13 protein-coding genes are annotated in these 17,588 nt (G+C 38.5%); 3 read left to right on the top strand and 10 right to left on the bottom strand.

What is annotated here, in order from left to right; genetic code table 11:
• Positions 1 to 417: 417 nt before the first annotated feature.
• Positions 418 to 2,838, top strand: coding sequence for a glycogen/starch/alpha-glucan phosphorylase (locus LD272_RS17440; protein WP_226037887.1), 2,421 nt, complete (start codon positions 418 to 420; stop codon positions 2,836 to 2,838).
• 84 nt (positions 2,839 to 2,922) lie between these two features.
• Here the strand turns inward: LD272_RS17440 and LD272_RS17435 are convergent, their stop codons facing one another.
• Both LD272_RS17435 and LD272_RS17430 read right to left on the bottom strand, forming a co-directional pair.
• On the bottom strand, positions 2,923 to 4,074 hold the full coding sequence (locus LD272_RS17435) for an endo-1,4-beta-xylanase (RefSeq protein ID WP_226037886.1): 1,152 nt from the start codon (positions 4,072 to 4,074) through the stop codon (positions 2,923 to 2,925).
• 438 nt (positions 4,075 to 4,512) lie between these two features.
• The gene (locus tag LD272_RS17430) at positions 4,513 to 4,782 is read right to left on the bottom strand and encodes a hypothetical protein (RefSeq protein ID WP_226037885.1); all 270 of its coding nucleotides are present in this window, start codon (positions 4,780 to 4,782) and stop codon (positions 4,513 to 4,515) included.
• 203 nt (positions 4,783 to 4,985) lie between these two features.
• Between LD272_RS17430 and LD272_RS17425 the strand changes: the two genes are divergently transcribed.
• Positions 4,986 to 5,369, top strand: coding sequence for an SET domain-containing protein (locus tag LD272_RS17425; protein ID WP_226037884.1), 384 nt, complete (start codon positions 4,986 to 4,988; stop codon positions 5,367 to 5,369).
• 122 nt (positions 5,370 to 5,491) lie between these two features.
• Here LD272_RS17425 and LD272_RS17420 read toward each other — a convergent pair whose 3' ends face one another.
• Positions 5,492 to 6,298: a uroporphyrinogen-III synthase gene (locus tag LD272_RS17420; RefSeq protein ID WP_226037883.1), complete on the bottom strand. Its 807-nt coding sequence runs from the start codon at positions 6,296 to 6,298 to the stop codon at positions 5,492 to 5,494.
• A 209-nt stretch (positions 6,299 to 6,507) separates the two neighbouring features.
• Entirely contained in the window at positions 6,508 to 9,144 is a 2,637-nt protein-coding gene (locus LD272_RS17415; protein WP_226037882.1) for a cation-translocating P-type ATPase, read from the bottom strand.
• Positions 9,145 to 9,500: 356 nt separating this feature from the next.
• Between LD272_RS17415 and LD272_RS17410 the strand changes: the two genes are divergently transcribed.
• Positions 9,501 to 11,027, top strand: coding sequence for an AbgT family transporter (locus LD272_RS17410; protein WP_226037881.1), 1,527 nt, complete (start codon positions 9,501 to 9,503; stop codon positions 11,025 to 11,027).
• Positions 11,028 to 11,298: 271 nt separating this feature from the next.
• Here the strand turns inward: LD272_RS17410 and LD272_RS17405 are convergent, their stop codons facing one another.
• The 6 genes from LD272_RS17405 to LD272_RS17380 all read right to left on the bottom strand — a co-directional run bounded on the left by LD272_RS17405 (position 11,299) and on the right by LD272_RS17380 (position 17,580).
• The gene (locus tag LD272_RS17405; protein ID WP_226037880.1) at positions 11,299 to 13,029 is read right to left on the bottom strand and encodes a CocE/NonD family hydrolase; all 1,731 of its coding nucleotides are present in this window, start codon (positions 13,027 to 13,029) and stop codon (positions 11,299 to 11,301) included.
• Between the two features lie 98 nt (positions 13,030 to 13,127).
• Positions 13,128 to 14,009 carry a glycine betaine ABC transporter substrate-binding protein gene (locus LD272_RS17400; protein ID WP_226037879.1) on the bottom strand — a complete coding sequence of 294 codons (882 nt, stop codon included), beginning with the start codon at positions 14,007 to 14,009 and terminating at the stop codon, positions 13,128 to 13,130.
• Positions 14,010 to 14,031: 22 nt separating this feature from the next.
• Positions 14,032 to 14,862: an ABC transporter permease gene (locus LD272_RS17395; RefSeq protein ID WP_226037878.1), complete on the bottom strand. Its 831-nt coding sequence runs from the start codon at positions 14,860 to 14,862 to the stop codon at positions 14,032 to 14,034.
• Positions 14,859 to 16,061 (bottom strand): quaternary amine ABC transporter ATP-binding protein, encoded by a 1,203-nt coding sequence (locus LD272_RS17390; protein ID WP_226037877.1) that lies wholly within the window; start codon positions 16,059 to 16,061, stop codon positions 14,859 to 14,861. The genes LD272_RS17395 and LD272_RS17390 overlap by 4 nt, the downstream gene beginning before the upstream one ends.
• Positions 16,062 to 16,135: 74 nt before the next feature.
• Complete coding sequence (locus LD272_RS17385; RefSeq protein WP_226037876.1) at positions 16,136 to 16,606, bottom strand: thioesterase family protein; 471 nt, start codon at positions 16,604 to 16,606, stop codon at positions 16,136 to 16,138.
• Between the two features lie 26 nt (positions 16,607 to 16,632).
• On the bottom strand, positions 16,633 to 17,580 hold the full coding sequence (locus LD272_RS17380; protein ID WP_439647409.1) for a 3-hydroxyacyl-CoA dehydrogenase NAD-binding domain-containing protein: 948 nt from the start codon (positions 17,578 to 17,580) through the stop codon (positions 16,633 to 16,635).
• Between the last annotated feature and the right edge of the window lie 8 nt (positions 17,581 to 17,588).

Here is a 17,588-nt window from a genome sequence, read left to right as displayed (position 1 = left end):
TGAGTCAGAATGAATCCGGGGCGAGTGCGCATTCCGGGACGCTGAGTGAGAATAAAACCAGGGTGAGTGCGCATTCCGGGACGCTGAGTGAGAATAAAGCCGGGGTGAGTGCGCATTCCGGGACGACGAGTGAGAATGAATCCAAGGCGAGTGCGCATTCCGGGACGACGAGTGAGAATAAATCCGGGGTGAGTGCGCATTCCGGGACGCTGAGTGAGAATGAAACTAGGGTGAGCGCGCATTCTATAATTTTTGTGCCATAAGCAACAAATATTTCGGTGGGTCGAGTAACAGACATTTTCAAAAGACCATTCTACCATCAATGAACATCTTCATTGATGGTAGAATTATTGAATTTTGAAGTTGATTATTAGCTACGCTAGCCTGCGTTAATGAGGAAAAAGGAGAGAATAAGCTTTGACAAAATGGAATGTAGATGAGTTTGTTCAAGCAATTGTTAGTAAAACAGAATCCCAGTACGAAAAGAAAATTGATGAGGCAACAATAAATGAAGTTTACTACGCTGTCAGTGCAATTGTCAGTCAAGAAATAACTGGCAGCTGGACTAAAACAAAAGAAAGCTATCAAAAAAACAATCCTAAACAAGTTTACTATTTATCAATGGAGTTCTTAATCGGCGGGTTGTTAGAAAGTAATTTACTCAATAGTGGTATGTGGGAAAGTTGTAATCAGGCTCTGGTCAAGTTAGGATTTGATCCTGTTGAAGTGTACAGACAAGAACGCGATCCCGGTTTAGGTAATGGTGGTTTAGGCAGATTAGCAGCATGTTTTTTAGATTCGATGGCATCACTTCATTATCCTGGCCATGGTTACGGAATCCGTTATCGCTACGGGATGTTTGAGCAGCGTTTTATTAATGGTTATCAAACAGAACTTCCCGACTTTTGGTTGAAAAACCCCTATCCTTGGGAAACAAGACGTGATGAAGAAGCAGTATATATCGAGTTTGGCGGAACTGTACATATGCTTAAACGCAATGATGGATCACTTGAGTGTAAGTACGAAAACACCGATAAAGTTCTTGCTGTTCCTTATGACGTACCAGTTGTTGGCTATAAAAATCAAGTCGTCAACACACTACGTTTATGGAGCGCTGAACCTATTTTTGTTTCTAGTCAATCAAATACTGAAGACTACTACCGACATTTAGAACACAACCATTCAATCGAACAAATATCTGGAATTCTCTATCCAGATGATTCAAGTGAAGAAGGAAAACGATTGCGGATTAAACAGCAGTATTTCCTCGTCATCTCCAGTCTGAAAAGTATCGTTAAAGACTATAAATCAAACGTGCGTAAATCCTTAATTCATCTACCAGACTACGTTGTCATCCAAATTAATGATACACATCCAAGTTTAGCAATTCCAGAATTAATGAGAATGTTAATGGATGAGGAAGGTTTTGGCTGGGATACTGCTTGGCGTATTACCACAAAGGTTTTCGCCTATACCAATCATACAATTTTAAGCGAAGCACTCGAAAAATGGCCGATTGCGATGATTAAATCTCTTTTACCACGACTTTACATGATTATTGATGAAATAAATGAGCGCTTTTGTCAGGGAATTTGGTTCGATCATCCCGAGTTGCGTGATAAAATTCCGGACATGGCTGTCATCGCTGACAATCAAATCCATATGGCCAGACTTGCTATTGTAGGTAGCTTCAGTGTTAACGGAGTTGCTAAGTTACACACCGAAATTATAAAGACACAAGAAATGAAGGACTTTTACAAACTATATCCAAATCGTTTTAACAACAAAACAAACGGAATCACTCATCGGCGCTGGCTAGTGATGGCTAATCCACGTCTAGCAAATTTAATTACGGAGACAATTGGCTCGCGATGGATCAAACACCCTAGGGAACTAACGCATTTACTACGTTATACTAAGAACCGTCCATTTTTAGAAAAGCTCGGACAAATTAAACAACAAAACAAAAAAGATTTAGCGAAGTACATCCATAAAGCAACTGGAATTGTTGTCGATGAGCAGTCAATTTTCGATGTCCAAATTAAACGATTGCATGAATATAAACGTCAGTTACTTAATATATTTCATGTCATTTATTTGTACAACGAGTTAAAGGAAAACCCGCAACTAGACATTGTGCCAAGAACGTTTATCTTTGGAGCAAAAGCTGCACCTAGCTATTATTTTGCTAAAGAAGTGATTAAGTTAATCAACACAGTAGCATCAGTCGTCAATCATGACCCTTCAATAAAAGGAAAACTAAAGGTCGTTTTTCTTGAAAATTATAACGTCAGCTTAGCAGAGAAAATCATACCCGCAGCTGATTTGAGTGAACAAATATCAACAGCAGGCAAAGAAGCATCAGGAACAGGAAATATGAAAATGATGATGAACGGCGCCTTGACCATCGGAACCCTTGATGGAGCCAATATTGAAATTAAAAATTTAGTCGGTGATCCAAATATCTTTATTTTTGGACTTCGTTCCGAAGAGGTCTTCAACTATTATCAAAATGGTGAGTATAGTGCCAACGAAACCTATCAAAATGATGAAAGAATCAGCCGAATTTTACATCAGTTACGAGATGGAATATTTGGTCAACAAGACTTAGAGTTTAAGGATATTTATTACCATATTCTGTCTACCAATGATCCTTACTTTATTCTAGAAGACTTTGATGGGTATGTAGAAACACAACAACTCGTCGATCAAGCCTATCAACATGAATCAAAGTGGCTATCGAAAAGTCTTATCAACATTGCCCATTCCGGAAAGTTTTCAAGCGATCGAACGATTCAGGAGTATGCTACAGGAATTTGGAGGATTGAGAAGCAATAGTAAAGAGAACCTGCCCAAAAATAACAATGGAAACCTAGGGATAGCTGACCCTAGGTTTCCATTGTTTAGTTAACGAGAAATTTATTAATCAATAATTTCCCAATAAGCTGGTTTCACATTAAAGTTTTCATCAAAAACGAATGGAGCGTCTATTCCTAATCCATCATCACTGTACTCTTGTGCACGATCATCTAACCACGTATGATTGTCTGCAATACCCCAGAATGTCACACTACTGATTTTATCATCCAATTCCTCATATAATTCAAATAACTGGTTATAACGATCCGCCTGTTCTTCTAGAACTTCATTTGGAATTTCATCATAAGATTTATATTCACCAGTTGGCGGCCAGCCATAAAGACTAACATCTAACTCAGTAATCTGGTTATCTAACCCAAGGTCAGCAAACATGTTAATTGATTCTCTAGTGTCTTCAATTGAAGGCCAGCCTATTTGAACATGCCCCTGATGTCCGACTCCATCAATTGGTACGCCTTGTTCTAACATGTCCTTAACAAGGCCATACAGAGCATCTCTTTTATTTGGCACCTCAGTGTTGTAATCGTTGATGAAAAGTTTTGCATCCTCTCCACCGAATTTTCTAGCTGTTTCAAAAGCTGTTTTAATGTACTCTGTACCAGTAATTTGATACCACTTACTCTTACGTAGTTCTCCGTTATCATTAACTGCTTCATTGACAACGTCCCAAGCATCTATATCATCTCTATAACGCTTTACTATTGTTTTGATATGCTTTTTTAAGCGATTCAGCAAAATCCTTTTGTTCCTTTCACGTTTCCCAGGATTTGTTTCATTAATCATTTCATTACCTTGTTTGTCGATAAAGAACCATTCAGGCACTTGACTATGCCATACAAGGTTGTGAAAACGTACTTCCATATCATTCTCTTTAGCAAACTCGACAATTCTATCAGCTTCTTCAAAGTTAAACTTTCCTTCTTCTGGTTGAATTGAAATAGGTTTCATTACATTTTCAGCTACAATACTACTATAATGGTGTTTTAACATTTCGCCTTGAATTCCATCCAGTTGGTAAGGCTCAACAGCAGCTCCTATTGCGAAAGAATCTTGATATCTACTTTCTAACGGATTCACCTCCAATGCACTAACTGGTTTAGTCACCTCCTCAGCATAAGCTATATTAGCTCCGGCCGGTAAAATTAAGGATGCAGCTAGTACTGAAATAATGGGTTTTCGTAGAACTTTCAACATTTAAAAACTCCTTTTCTATTTTTGTAATGTTATATGACTGTTCTAACCAAACCTCCTTTTTTAAAAAAGTCACCAACAAACTAAAAGGATTCTATACAGTATAGAATCCGACCTCATTTGTAAGCACTTTCATTATAACTATCACAACTTCCTTTATCTACCAGATAAACTAAGTTTTTGCATATTTTGCTAATTCAGTAAATTAGCACCATTCGTCCATGCCTACTTATTAAAGTTTAAAAAACTGAACAGCCCTACCTATTTACTATATTCTCAATTTTTATCTGGTTATTATTTACCAGCACCTTTTTTTATTGATTTTCAAATGAAAATTGCATATAATTCCAATTAACTTTTTATTAGGGGAAATATTCAAAGAATAATTTTTTTCAAAAAAGAATAAAGAGCATTGTTAATTCTCTTCATGCTCTTTGTACTTTACTTTGCACCTATATAACCTCTATTATTTTTCACAATGTTACTAGCCTCTTCAAAATCAGTTTCTGAAACATCAAATTGAACTAGATAGGGGCTGAATTCATCTTCTCTGGATTCTGGTTTGAATATATCTATGATAATCTCTATTAACTCATGATGGTCAGTAGGAATTCTTTCAACAGACTCATTCTCGACGTGAATTGACTCAAGACTTGCCCTGACAGATTCTGCATCATTTTCTGTTTTAAAATATGCTTGGATATTTCTCATTTATCTTCCTCCTGTGATTTTTACTAGTATCGTTTCCTATTTAATAGCTTGGCATTCAGAAAATAGTTAAGAGAATATAATTGGATTAAAAACATGAATGCGCTTTTATTTAGCTTGTTAAGTTTAACCAGTTGCTTTCGAGTTTATCAACTGGCAAACTGGGGATAACAATAAAAATATAATAGAATCAGCAGGTGACTAAAATGATTGAGATAAAAACTTCTAAACTAAGCGACGGGGAATTCAATCGAGGTGTGTTTGCTACACGTGATATTAAAAAAGGAGAACTTATTCATGAAGCTCCGGTAGTTCCTTACCCGAATCACGAGCATGAATTCATTGAACAAACTGTACTTGATGACTACGTCTATGAATATGGAAAAAACCATACTGCGGTTGTCCTTGGTTATGGTATGCTCTTTAACCATTCCTATCAACCAAATGCTGATTATGATATTAGCTTTGAAAGCCACACATTTAAATTCTTTGCTCACACAGATATAAAGGCCGGCGAAGAGATATTAATTAACTATAATGGTGATGTTGATAACAAAGACCCACTATGGTTTAACATGGATGATCAGTAATTCTCGTTTTCGACCTAAGAATCGTGGTTGATACTGCATATTAATCTAAAAAACCACCTTATTGCATTTTATTGCAAAAAGGTGGTTTTTTGTTTACATGTTATATCAAAACCCGTTTCAATTTAAATACTTGATTGTTGTTCGTAATAATCTGCAAGAGTAATAATCATTGCACCCAACTTAGAGTTATTTGATTCTAATACACGTTCGACACCGTGTTTCTTTAGCTCATCTGCTGTAACTTGACCAATAGCGACTGCCAGGACATCTGTTCCAAATGCTTCTATTAAATCACTTTTCTCTGCCTCATTTAAAAACAGGTTTTGCACTTGTGTTTTACTTGTAAAAACAATTGCATCCAAAGTTTTATCCGTGACTAGTGTTCTTAAGTCCTCCACTATTGCCTCATCTGGTGGAAGGTAGAAATAAGGCATCGAGTGATACAAAGTTACCGGTAGTGCTGCAATTTGATTGACCACGTCTTGTTCATCTTTATTGTATGCCTGAAAGAAGAACTGATTTCCACTTATTTCATGACCATCTAAGTACTCTAATAACTCAGTCATCGTTCCACCTGGAGTAAGGAAAGTTGGTTTTAATCCCCACTTTTCCAACCAATTGTTTGTCTTATTTCCACGAATAGCTAGGTTAGCTTGTCTCAAAGCCTCGATAAACTCATTCTTTCGGCCTAGTCTTTTAGCGGCATGCTCCAATGCTTCTGCACCAATTCCCGTTGTAAGGATAACCCAATCAAATCGATTTTCAATTAAATGGTTAACATCTTGTTCTGCACTTTTTTTGTTCAATAATCTTTTTCCCTGAATCGATTTGATAACAGGATTTCCACCTTTGTCACTAATGATGATCCCGATTGCATCCGCTTGTTTATCTGCTGCAATACCAATCTGTTTACCTTTTAATTCACTCATAACTCACTACTCCCTATGACTACTAAATAATTAAATCTAACTCACATCTGTTACTACTAATTATGGCTGTGGACAGAAAACCTGTCCCCTTGTCCCACTTTAAGACAAATAGCCAAAAAGAACAAAGAAAACCGCCACCCTTTTATCATCTAGGTGACGGGTTTTCTACTTTGGATCAAAAGGCAAAAGCCTTAGGCGATGCACTCGCCCTATACCCGGTTTCGGATTAATTTAGCAATTTCCATCAGTACGACAGAGCCAAGAGCAATTCCTGTTGCAACTAACCACTCGTTAAAACCGAATGTCTCTGGAATAGAGAAAACGTCACGAGCGAATGGCAGGATTGTTATCGTGTAGAGTGCGAAACCAACAGCAACGGCTCCAATTACATACTTATTACTAAAGAATCCTGCTCCAAATACAGTCTGTGTAATTGAACGAGCTGCAAATGTTTGGAGTGTTCGTGACAGGATTAAAGTTGTAAACGCCATTGCGACACCCATTTCAGCTGAATGCTGCAGCCCAATGAAGTGCGAAACAATAACGGCAAGACCGATCAGGAGCCCACGTGTAATAACTGCTTGTAGGGTTCTCCCAGAGAAAATTCCTTCATCAATATCACGCGGTTTCCGGTTCATTACATCTGGTTCTTCTTTTTCCATACCTAGCGCAATCGCTGGTAAGGAATCATTAACAAGGTTGATAAACAGAAGTTGAAGCGCGGTAAATGGACTGGTCCAACCAGCAATTACTGCAAACAAAATTCCAATGATCGCACCCAAGTTACCTGCGAATAAATAACCAATCGCCTTTTTAATATTGTCGAATACAGTTCGGCCAACACCGACAGCATTAACAATCGAAACAAAATTATCATCGGTTAAAATCATTGCTGATGAATCCTTGGCAACATCGGTTCCACTACCCATCGCAATGCCAATATCTGCTTGCTTCAAGGCGGGCGCATCATTGACACCGTCCCCTGTCATCGCTGTTATCCGATCATTTTTTTGCCACGCACGGACAATTCTGATTTTGTTTTCTGGCGATACACGTGCGTAAACAGCGATTTGTTCTAGTTTCTCGTCTAGTTCTTCGTCTGACATTCCGTCAAGTTCCTGTCCTGTTAGTGCGATATCATCATCGTCCATTAGTCCTATTTGATGACCTATTGCTTCTGCAGTCGTTTTATGGTCACCTGTAATCATAACGGTACGAATCCCTGCTTTTCTTGCCTGTTCAATTGAACCATAAACCGCTTCACGTGGTGGATCCATCATTGCAGTTAGACCTACTAAGACAAGAACATTTTCATCCTCGTGATCAATTGTTGTTTTATCCTTTGAAAAATGCTTATATCCATATGCTAGTACTCGTAAAGCTTGCTTTGAGTAATCTTCATTCGCTTTTCTAAAGCGGTTCTTCCATTCATCTGTCATTGGTTGTTCTTCGCCATCAACCAATACGTAGCTAGCGCGTTCGAACATTACATCTGGTCCGCCCTTAGTTAGCAACAGCTTTCGATCATCAATCGTATGAAGTGTCGACATCAGTTTCCGTTCTGAGTCGAACGGCAGTTCAGCTTCGCGATCAAATTTTTCTCGAGTCTCATTATAATCTTGATTATTTTCATTCGAGAAATTAATTAAAGCAATTTCTGTAGGATCGCCTACCTCCTTGCCTTCATTATTAATATAAGAATCATTACAGAGCACTGCAATAGTAACGAGCAACTGTTCCGACTTACTCCAATCATCCGGACTATCCGGCAGACTCTCACTTGAGTCATTCCCGACAAAGTAATTCGTAACAGTCATTTTATTTTGCGTCAACGTTCCGGTTTTATCTGTACAAATCACACTAGTAGAACCTAACGTTTCAACAGCAGGGAGTTTTCGAATAATCGCATGTTGTTTTGCCATTTTATTGGTACCAACTGACATGACGATGGTAACAATTGATTGTAACGCTTCTGGTATTGCCGCCACAGCAACAGCAACCGCGAACATTAATGCATTTAGAATAGCTGTAGTTGTATCAACTTCCGTCTCACCAAACCATATACCTCCTACTTCGACCGCAAAAATCACAATACATAATAGTAGGATTCCAATTCCAAGCTTCTTACTAAATACATCTAATTTACGCTGCAATGGCGTTTGTTTTTGCTCAGCAGTTGACAGCATATCAGCAATTTTACCGACTTCTGTCTTTTCACCTGTTCCAGTAACAACAAACGTTCCTCGACCATAAACAACAAGTGAGCTACTAAACACCATATTTCTACGGTCACCTAGCACCGCTTCTTGTTCAATCTTTTCAGTGTGCTTTTCAACTGCTTCTGATTCGCCAGTAAGCATTCCTTCGTTTACCTTTAATGATCCACTCTCAAATAGTCGACCATCAGCCGGGATAAAGTCACCTGCTTCAAGTGAAACAATATCGCCAACGACAAGTTCTTTTGCAGCAATCGTTTGTTTCGTCTTACCACGGATTACTTTTGCTTCTGGTGCTGACATATCACGCAGTGCATCAAGTGAGCTCTCAGCTTTTCTTGTCTGTACAACACTAATAACCGAGTTGAGGAGAATGACAATAAAAATAATGATCGACTCAACCATTTCCCCGAGAATTAATTGCACACCAGCAGCAACTAATAAGACAATAACCATCGAATCTTTCAGTGTTTCTAAAAAAAGCTTCCAAACCGGAACTTTTTCCTTGTCCTCTATCTCATTATATCCATCTCGTTCGAGACGTCTTTTCACTTCTTCGGGTGTTAACCCCTCTCTTGATGATTCAGTCTGCCTTAAAACATCTTCAGTACTATTACGGTAAAAGTCCATTTGAACAACCCTTTCTTAAACTTACTGTTAGCTTTTTATCTAAAAATTAATCACGTATTTTTAAAACTCGGTATGTTCATTTAATATCAGGTTTTATATGTATTTTATACTACTACCCTAAAGTATGCAGGTAAAAAACACTCATTTTATGAAATCGACCGAAAACCACATAATTTTTTAACTAATAAATCAGATTTAAATTAATTTACTTTTCGGACTTTTTATAGATGTATTTAAATTTCGGTCAAACCGCTTTATACTATATTAATTGAAAAAAAAGAACCCTATTTTAACCTGAAATTATCAGAACATTTTTATTCTTATACTTTCTTTAGGACGAAAGGAGACTATATCTAATGAAAAAGAAACAAAACGGGCTACTCCAACGCGGTTTGGATGGTATCGAATTTTTAGGGAATAAACTTCCCCACCCAGTTACATTGTTTGCTATTCTGGCTCTGGCTGTTGTTTTACTTTCTGCTTTAATCTCTGCCACCGGAGTTAGCGTTGAACATCCTGGTAAAGACGGTGAAATGATCGAGGTAATGAACCTACTTAGCGTAGAAGGTATTCAATATATGTTCACCAGTATGGTTGATAACTTTATTAATTTCGCACCTCTTGGCGTTGTTCTTGCAACAATGCTTGGAATTGGACTAGCTGAGCGAACAGGCTTAATTAGTGCATGCTTACGCGGATTTGTATTATCGATTCCAAAAAGCTTAATAACAGCGGGCTTAGTTTTTGCTGGTGTTATGTCGAGTGTGGCATCTGATGCTGGATACGTAGTATTACCTCCGCTAGGCGCCGTTATTTTTGCCGCTCTTGGTAGACATCCGTTAGCAGGTTTAGCTGCAGCCTTTGCCGGTGTTTCCGCTGGTTTTAGTGCCAATCTGCTTTTATCAGCAACAGACCCGATGCTGGGCAATATGACAATTGAAGCAGCAAAAATTGTTGATCCTGCCTATGCAGAGACAATGAACATCGCGATGAACTATTACTTTATAATTGTTTCCGTATTTTTACTTACCTTCATCGGGGCTTGGGTAACAGAAAAAGTCATCGAACCACGGTTGGGTGCTTATAAGGGAGAATATAAAGAAGACTTAAAAGGCCTTGAACCACTTGAGAAAAAAGGACTAATCTATTCTGGCGTTGCCATCTTACTTGGATTAGTGGTGACAGCATTATTGATTGTTCCAGAAGGTGCTCCACTAAGAGCTGATGATGGCGGAATTATTCAATCACCATTCATGGATTCACTCGTACCAATTATTACGATTCTATTTTTCATCCCAGGACTAGTTTACGGAATGGTAACAAAGAATATCAAAAATGATAAAGACGTTGCCAATCACCTGACAGATACAATGGCCACCATGGGAATGTTTATTGTCTTAGCATTTACCGCTGGTCAATTTGTTTCCTTTTTTGCTGAATCAAATATGGGACTTTTAATCGGAGTTTATGGGGCCGAATTCCTTCAAAGCATTAATCTATCAGGGATACCGCTAATCCTTTTATTCATTGCAATCTCAGGATTTATCAACCTATTTATTGGTAGTGCTTCAGCCAAATGGGCGATGATGGCGCCTGTATTTGTTCCAATTATGATGCAGCTCGGTTACTCACCAGAAATGACACAAATGGCTTATCGAATTGCTGACTCAACAACAAATATCATCTCGCCACTCATGACCTATTTTGCGATTATCATTGCCTTTGCACAAAAGTATGATAAGAATATGGGTATTGGTACGTTAATATCAGTTATGTTTCCTTATACGATCTTCTTCACGATTGCTTGGACAATCATGCTCATAATTTGGATGCTACTTGGTATTGACCTTGGACCAGGATCGCCAATTTTCTATAATAATTAATAAGAAAAGCGCAGGGCGCCTTGTTAGCCTAGGGCAATAAGACGAACCTCTATGTGGCGTTCTTTGCCACAGAGAGGCTTGACTCAGGGACCTTAGGTGGGGGCATTCGAAATAAGCAAACCACTTATTTCCGGCTAGGCCCCGGAGCTAGACATTGAAGCGCAAAACTTTATAATTTATTACCATTAAACAAAAGTCCAGTAACCTATTAGCAGGTTACTGGACTTTTTACTTTCGATTTAATTTTGTGGAAATGGTTTTAACAATCTCCCTAACTAGGAATTACAGGTAGAACTACATGTGATGGATAGTCGGTTTGGTGATAAATCGTTTGTTTTGCTTTCACTAAAAAGGCGGTATCTAGTGTTGTATTTCCGGTATTTGGATTCACATCATATCTAGGAAAGTCGCTTGATGCAACTTCAATTCTGATTGAGTGCCCCGGCAAGAATACATTACTTGTTGCCCATAAATCAATTTCATACTTAACAACTTCGCCATTTAAGCTTGATTGTTCTTCTTTACCATTACGAAACTTCGCACGAACTACCCCATCGGTTAGATTATAAGCTCTACCATCTGGTAAAACATCAACTAATTTCGCAGTGAAATCAGTATCTTTCACATCTGTTGAGGCAAAGAGAACGACTTTAACCCAACCAGTTACCTCTAACCGCTCTTTTAATGGTTCCGACGTATATACTACGACATCATCTCTTTTTTCTAGCTCTGATTGGTCTAGTGGCCCTGCTCCTTTACCATTATAAAATAGCACGCCACCACCATTTGTTGGCACAGGGTGTTCTGGGTCATGGATATAGGTATCACGTTCATCTTTTTCAGGTAAGGTGGTCGTTAATTTTCCCGAAGTCATTTCAGTGTTTGCCTTTCCATCACTATCAAAATAGTAAGGAGTATAGACTGTCCGTTTAAGTGGCCACGCACTTTCAGAACGCCACACATTTTCGCCCATTACAAAGATTTTAACTGGATCCTCATCGTTTAAAAGCGAATCATTATCTGTTTTTAACCAGTGATCAAACCATTTTATGTGAAGTGATGTGATATCATCCTTGCCGTCAATCGAAGCCCCAGCGCTGTTGACACCAAAAGAACGTTCACCAAGCTCAGAGTTAAACATCCCATGACCCCATGGTCCGATAATTAACATTTGCTTCTTGTTAGCTTGGCTCATCTCTTGAAAATTTGTTAGTGTTTGCCCTAAAAAGTTATCATACCAGCCGGCAAGATGATAAGCAGGAACACCTAATCCAGCTCGATTGTCCTGACCAGCATTGGCCATTGCCTTTTTATTATATTGTTGAGTAATATAGTTGCTATATATTTCCTTCAGCTCTGGATGTTTCATAACTGGTGGCCATTCATTAATTGGTGTAAACCGATGCCAATCTTCAATTTGGTTCAAATCGTTGGTAATTTCTTTTAAAGTGTCCCCATATTCACTTCCTTGTTTTCGCTTTAAATAATCAGGTGCTATTGAATCCAGTATCCATGTTTCTGCTGCCGCTAATTCAAGTACACCATTTTTACCGAACGCTTCTTTAGAAATATTTCCCGTCATCGCTGGAAAGATTGCTTTTAATGAAGGTGGACGTTCAACCATCGCATATAGTTGTGTAAAAGCATAATAGGATAAACCAAACATTCCCACCATTCCATTAGAATAGGATAGGTTAGCAGCCCATTCTACCGAATCATAGCCATCTTTGCCTTCATTGGCAAACGGTTCAAACCCCCCTTCAGAAGCAAACCGCCCCCTGACATCTTGAATGATTACGACATAGCCCTCCATAGCCATTCGGATTGGATCTATGTAACGATGAGAGAAATCAGGGAGATTTTTATTATAAGGTAACCGTGTTAGAAGGACTGGATATTTACCAGTTGTGTTCGGACGGTAAATATTGGCATACAACGTAACACCATCCCTAACCGTACAAGGAACATCTCTATCAACCATTATTTGATTACGATCAGTCATCATCATCTTCCCTTTCGTTTATCTAATTATCAAAAAACATAGTATATAAAAATAGGTCTGTGCTGACATCTTTGTCAGCACAGACTAATTTAGACTTATTATTCATCAAGCATTTCATTTATTTTATCTTGATTGTTATCTATCCATTCCTGGGCTACTTCTTCTTTTTCCATACCTTCTTCTTCAATTTTCACAATCATTTTTTCCACTTCATCAATGGAGATATTCCAATTGCTTAAAAACTCATAGGCATCCGGAGCGTTTTCTTCCAATTCATTATTTGTAACAACATGAACGGAAGCTGTCTCAAAGTATCCTTGGTCCTCTTCAATTACTTTAATATCAAACTTGTTGAACATCGTGTGTGGACGCCATCCGTAAAAAACGACCGGCTCTTCGTTTTCCATTTTACGCATAGCTTGAGCAATCATTCCACCTTCAGAGGAGTTGACCTGCTCCATATCTAAACCATATCCTTCAATTAGTTCGTCAATAATCCCTGTCACACTTGCACCTTCTTCAATCCCGTACATTTCATTACCAAACTGATCTTCTTTACCTTTAATATCTGCAATGGAATTGATATCTTCCATATAAGTTGGAACTACCCAACCCGCATCAGCATTATCATAGCTCATTGCTGTATCTGCTATCGAGTCAGAATACTTCTCTAAATATACGTCATGAACAGGAAGCCAAGCATCCATGAATACATCAATATCACCACGTGAAAGACCAATGTAAACACTTCCTGCATCAGCTTGTGTTTGCTCTACCTCATAACCCATATCCTCTAGAACGATACTTGCAATTTCTGTTGGAGGTACAGTGCTTGTCCACGGAGTTACTCCCAATGTAATTGTCTGAGTTTGTTCCGTTTCTTCTTGACTGTCTTCTTTAGATGCTTCTCCATCTTGTGAACAACCAACAATTAATGCTAGTAATAATGCACTGATCGTACCAAATAATAGTTTTTTCATAATAACTCTCCTCATATATTTATTAAAATTTTTGTCCTAAACCTTGTGTGATTCGGTCTAATATAATTGCTATGACAACGATTGCTAATCCTGCAGTTAACCCAAGACCAACGTTAACCGTTGATATTCCTGCTAATACTGCCGAGCCAAGTCCTGGCGCTCCAATCATCGAAGCAACGACAGCCATAGATAGTGCTAGCATGATCGTTTGATTCACCCCAGCCATAATCGTAGGTACTGCGAGTGGAAGCTGAACTTTTAATAATAATTGCCATGGTGTTGATCCAAATGCTCTTGAAGCCTCGACTACTTCTTCTGGAACTTGATTGATTCCAAGCCTTGTCATTCGTACTGCCGGTGGAGTCGCAAATACAAAGGTTGCAATAACTGCCGGTACACCGCCAAGACCAAAAAGTAATATTGCTGGTATTAAATAAACAAAAATAGGTAATGTCTGCATAAAATCGAGTACCGGTCTTACAATTTGATCAACAACTTTATTCTTTGCACTAATAATTCCAACCGGAACTCCGATAATGACCGAAATAATTGTTGAAACAATTACAATGGCCACTGTTTGCATCGTCTCTGTCCAAAGTTCAACAGAACCAATATAAAGACATCCAACTAAAGTAAACAGCGCAATACCTTTACCAGCAAGCTTCCATGCTAGTAAAATTAATATAATAGCAAAAATTTCTGCCGGTATGGCAATTAGTAAATTCGTTACACCATCAATGAATGAGCTGAGTGCCACGCTGATGCTATCAAAGAAGCCACTCATTTCTGGGAGTAACCAACCATTGACAAAATTATTTGTCCACTCTTCTAAAGGGAAATGGAAGTAATTCATGGCGATACCACCTCATCTTTCTCTTTACCAAGCACTAATCCTGAAAGTATCGAAACACGCGAAATTATTCCAAGTAACTTTCCATCTTCTATTACGGTAATTGGATATTTTGCATCAACAGCAATTCCAAGTAAATCATTTAAGGCAGTGTCTGTCGTAGTTGAATAAATATCCTCAACAATTAGAACATCTTCCATTGGGATATTCTCTTTGTAAGCTCTAATCGCGTCATCAATCGTTAACAAGCCTTTGAAATTCTTTTCTTTATCGACAACGAAAATACTTGATGCGCCTACTTCTTCCATTTTTCTAACAGCGACACGTGGACCATCCTTAAATGTCGATAGTACTTCTGGTTTCTTCATCACGTGATGTGCTTCTAATACCTTAGAACGATCGACGTCCTTAACGAAATTAGACACATAATCATTCGCTGGATTCTCTAAAATTTGTTCAGGTGTTCCAATTTGAACAATTTTTCCATCCTTCATAATTGCAATCCGGTCACCAAGTTTTAAAGCCTCATCTAAATCATGGGTAATAAATAACACGGTTTTCCCTAATCTATCTTGTAGCTTTATCAGTTCATCCTGCATTTCTTTTCGAATAATCGGGTCTAAAGCACTGAATGCTTCATCCATTAACAAAATGTCGGTATCGTTGGTAAGCGCACGGGCAATACCAACGCGTTGTTGCATACCACCACTTAATTGGCTTGGATAACTAGATTCATAGCCTTTCAAACCAACATCGTCGATCGTTTGCATTGCTTTTTCTTCTCTTTCTTCCTTACTTACACCCTGGATTTCTAAACCATAGGCAACATTATGTAACACGGTTCTATGGGGCAATAAGCCAAACTTTTGAAAGACCATTCCTAACTTCTTACGTCTTGTTTCAATTAGGGTCGATTTATCCATCTTTGTAATGTCTTCTCCATCAATTAAAACTTCGCCATCGGTAGGCTCAATCAACCGATTAACTAATCGAATTAATGTAGATTTTCCACTACCAGATAGACCCATAATGACAAACGTTTCGCCAGCTTTAACAGTGAAACTTGCTTGGTTAACACCTACGGTCATCCCTGTATCGTTTAGAATATCGTCCTTTTGTTCTCCATTTCTCAATCGCTTAAGCCCTTGCTTGGGATGAGAACCAAAGATCTTCGTCAAATTATTCACTTCAATCTTATTCATCAACATTCCCCTCTCGTTACTGAAAATCCCTTTAACCAATAGTTCGTCATCTAAGACTATTGGATATGATGTTCCTATCTCTTTATTCCAATTCGTCTACCAACTTGCTTCGGAGACTCTAATTGTTTATCCTCATTCCAGATAGTTTCAATTGTTTCTGCAACAGATGCCGGAAAAGCAGCAGGTCTTTCCTGTTTCGTATCCATCCCCATTAACATCTGCTCACTCGTTGCAATTACATCACCCGAAGTATTTTTCATCGTGAAAAATACATGTAGACGTTTCTGATCAACATCGATTAGTTGCACAGTTACATCAAGCGCTTCATCCTTGTTTGCTTCTTGTAAATAACTTAGGTGCGTTTCTAACGTGTAAATGGTATAGGCATAATGATTGCGAGCCTCCGCATCTAAACCAATGAAACAGATCAATGAATCTACCGCTAGACTAAATACCTTTGCATAGGCTGCGTCATTCATATGCCCGTTATAGTCAACCCAATCACTTTGTACATGGTCTTGATAAAGAAACGGCTTGTTCTCCATTAGTTACGCCTCCTTTTTGAAAGTGGTTATTTTTTTACTAGACTGTTAGATTCTGGCCAGTAGTCTTCTACTAAATCAAGAAGTTTTACCAGAAATTCATTTCGTTTACTTTCAAGCTCAGAAATACTTGCATCTCCAGCATGACTTTCACAGCCTTCGATCACTTTTTCTTTTAAGTCTTCCGTTAGTTCAGGAGCCTCTAACTTCGTCCATGGAAGTTTAAGCGCCGGACCAAACTGCTCTAGCATATGACGCATGCCTTGGTCTCCACCAGCTAAATGGAAGGTTAAAAATGGTCCCATCTGGGCCCAACGTAATCCAGCACCATAAATGATTGCTGCGTCGATCTCTTCCGTTGTTGCTACTCCGTCATTAACAAGATGTAGTGCTTCACGCCACAATGCTTCCATTAAACGATCGGCAACATGTCCTTCAATTTCCTTATTTATAACAAGCGGCTTCATTTGAATTGATTGATAATAAGACTTTGCACGTTCCATCACACTAGCATCTGTTGCTTTGCCACCAACAAGTTCAACAAGCGGTAAAATGTAAACTGGATTAAATGGGTGTGCAACAATCACACGGCCTGGATACGTTAAGCCCTCTTGTAACGTAGAAGCCATTATTCCAGATGTACTAGAACCAATAATTGCTTCAGGTTTTGCGTATTGGTCAATGCTCGTTAACACGCTTTTTTTAACATCAAGACGTTCAGGTACATTTTCTTGAATCAAATCAGCATCTGCAACAGCCTCTTCAATTGTTTGAACAAACGTTAAACGATTCTGCGATGCACCCTTTTTAAGACCTAGTTGCTCGATAGATGACCAAACATTTTTAACAACTTGACGTGTTCTTTCTTCTGCTCCTTCAGCTGGATCAAAAGCAATAACGTCATATCCTTGTCCCAAGAACCTGGCAATCCAACCATTACCAATAACACCTGTACCTATCACTGCCACTCTTTTCATTTCATTCA

Source organism: Aquibacillus saliphilus, from assembly GCF_020404745.1.
GTDB classification, from domain to species: Bacteria; Bacillota; Bacilli; order Bacillales; family Amphibacillaceae; genus Aquibacillus; species Aquibacillus saliphilus.
Note: the sequence above shows the minus strand (reverse complement) of the source record. Positions and strands in the feature narration are given on the sequence as shown.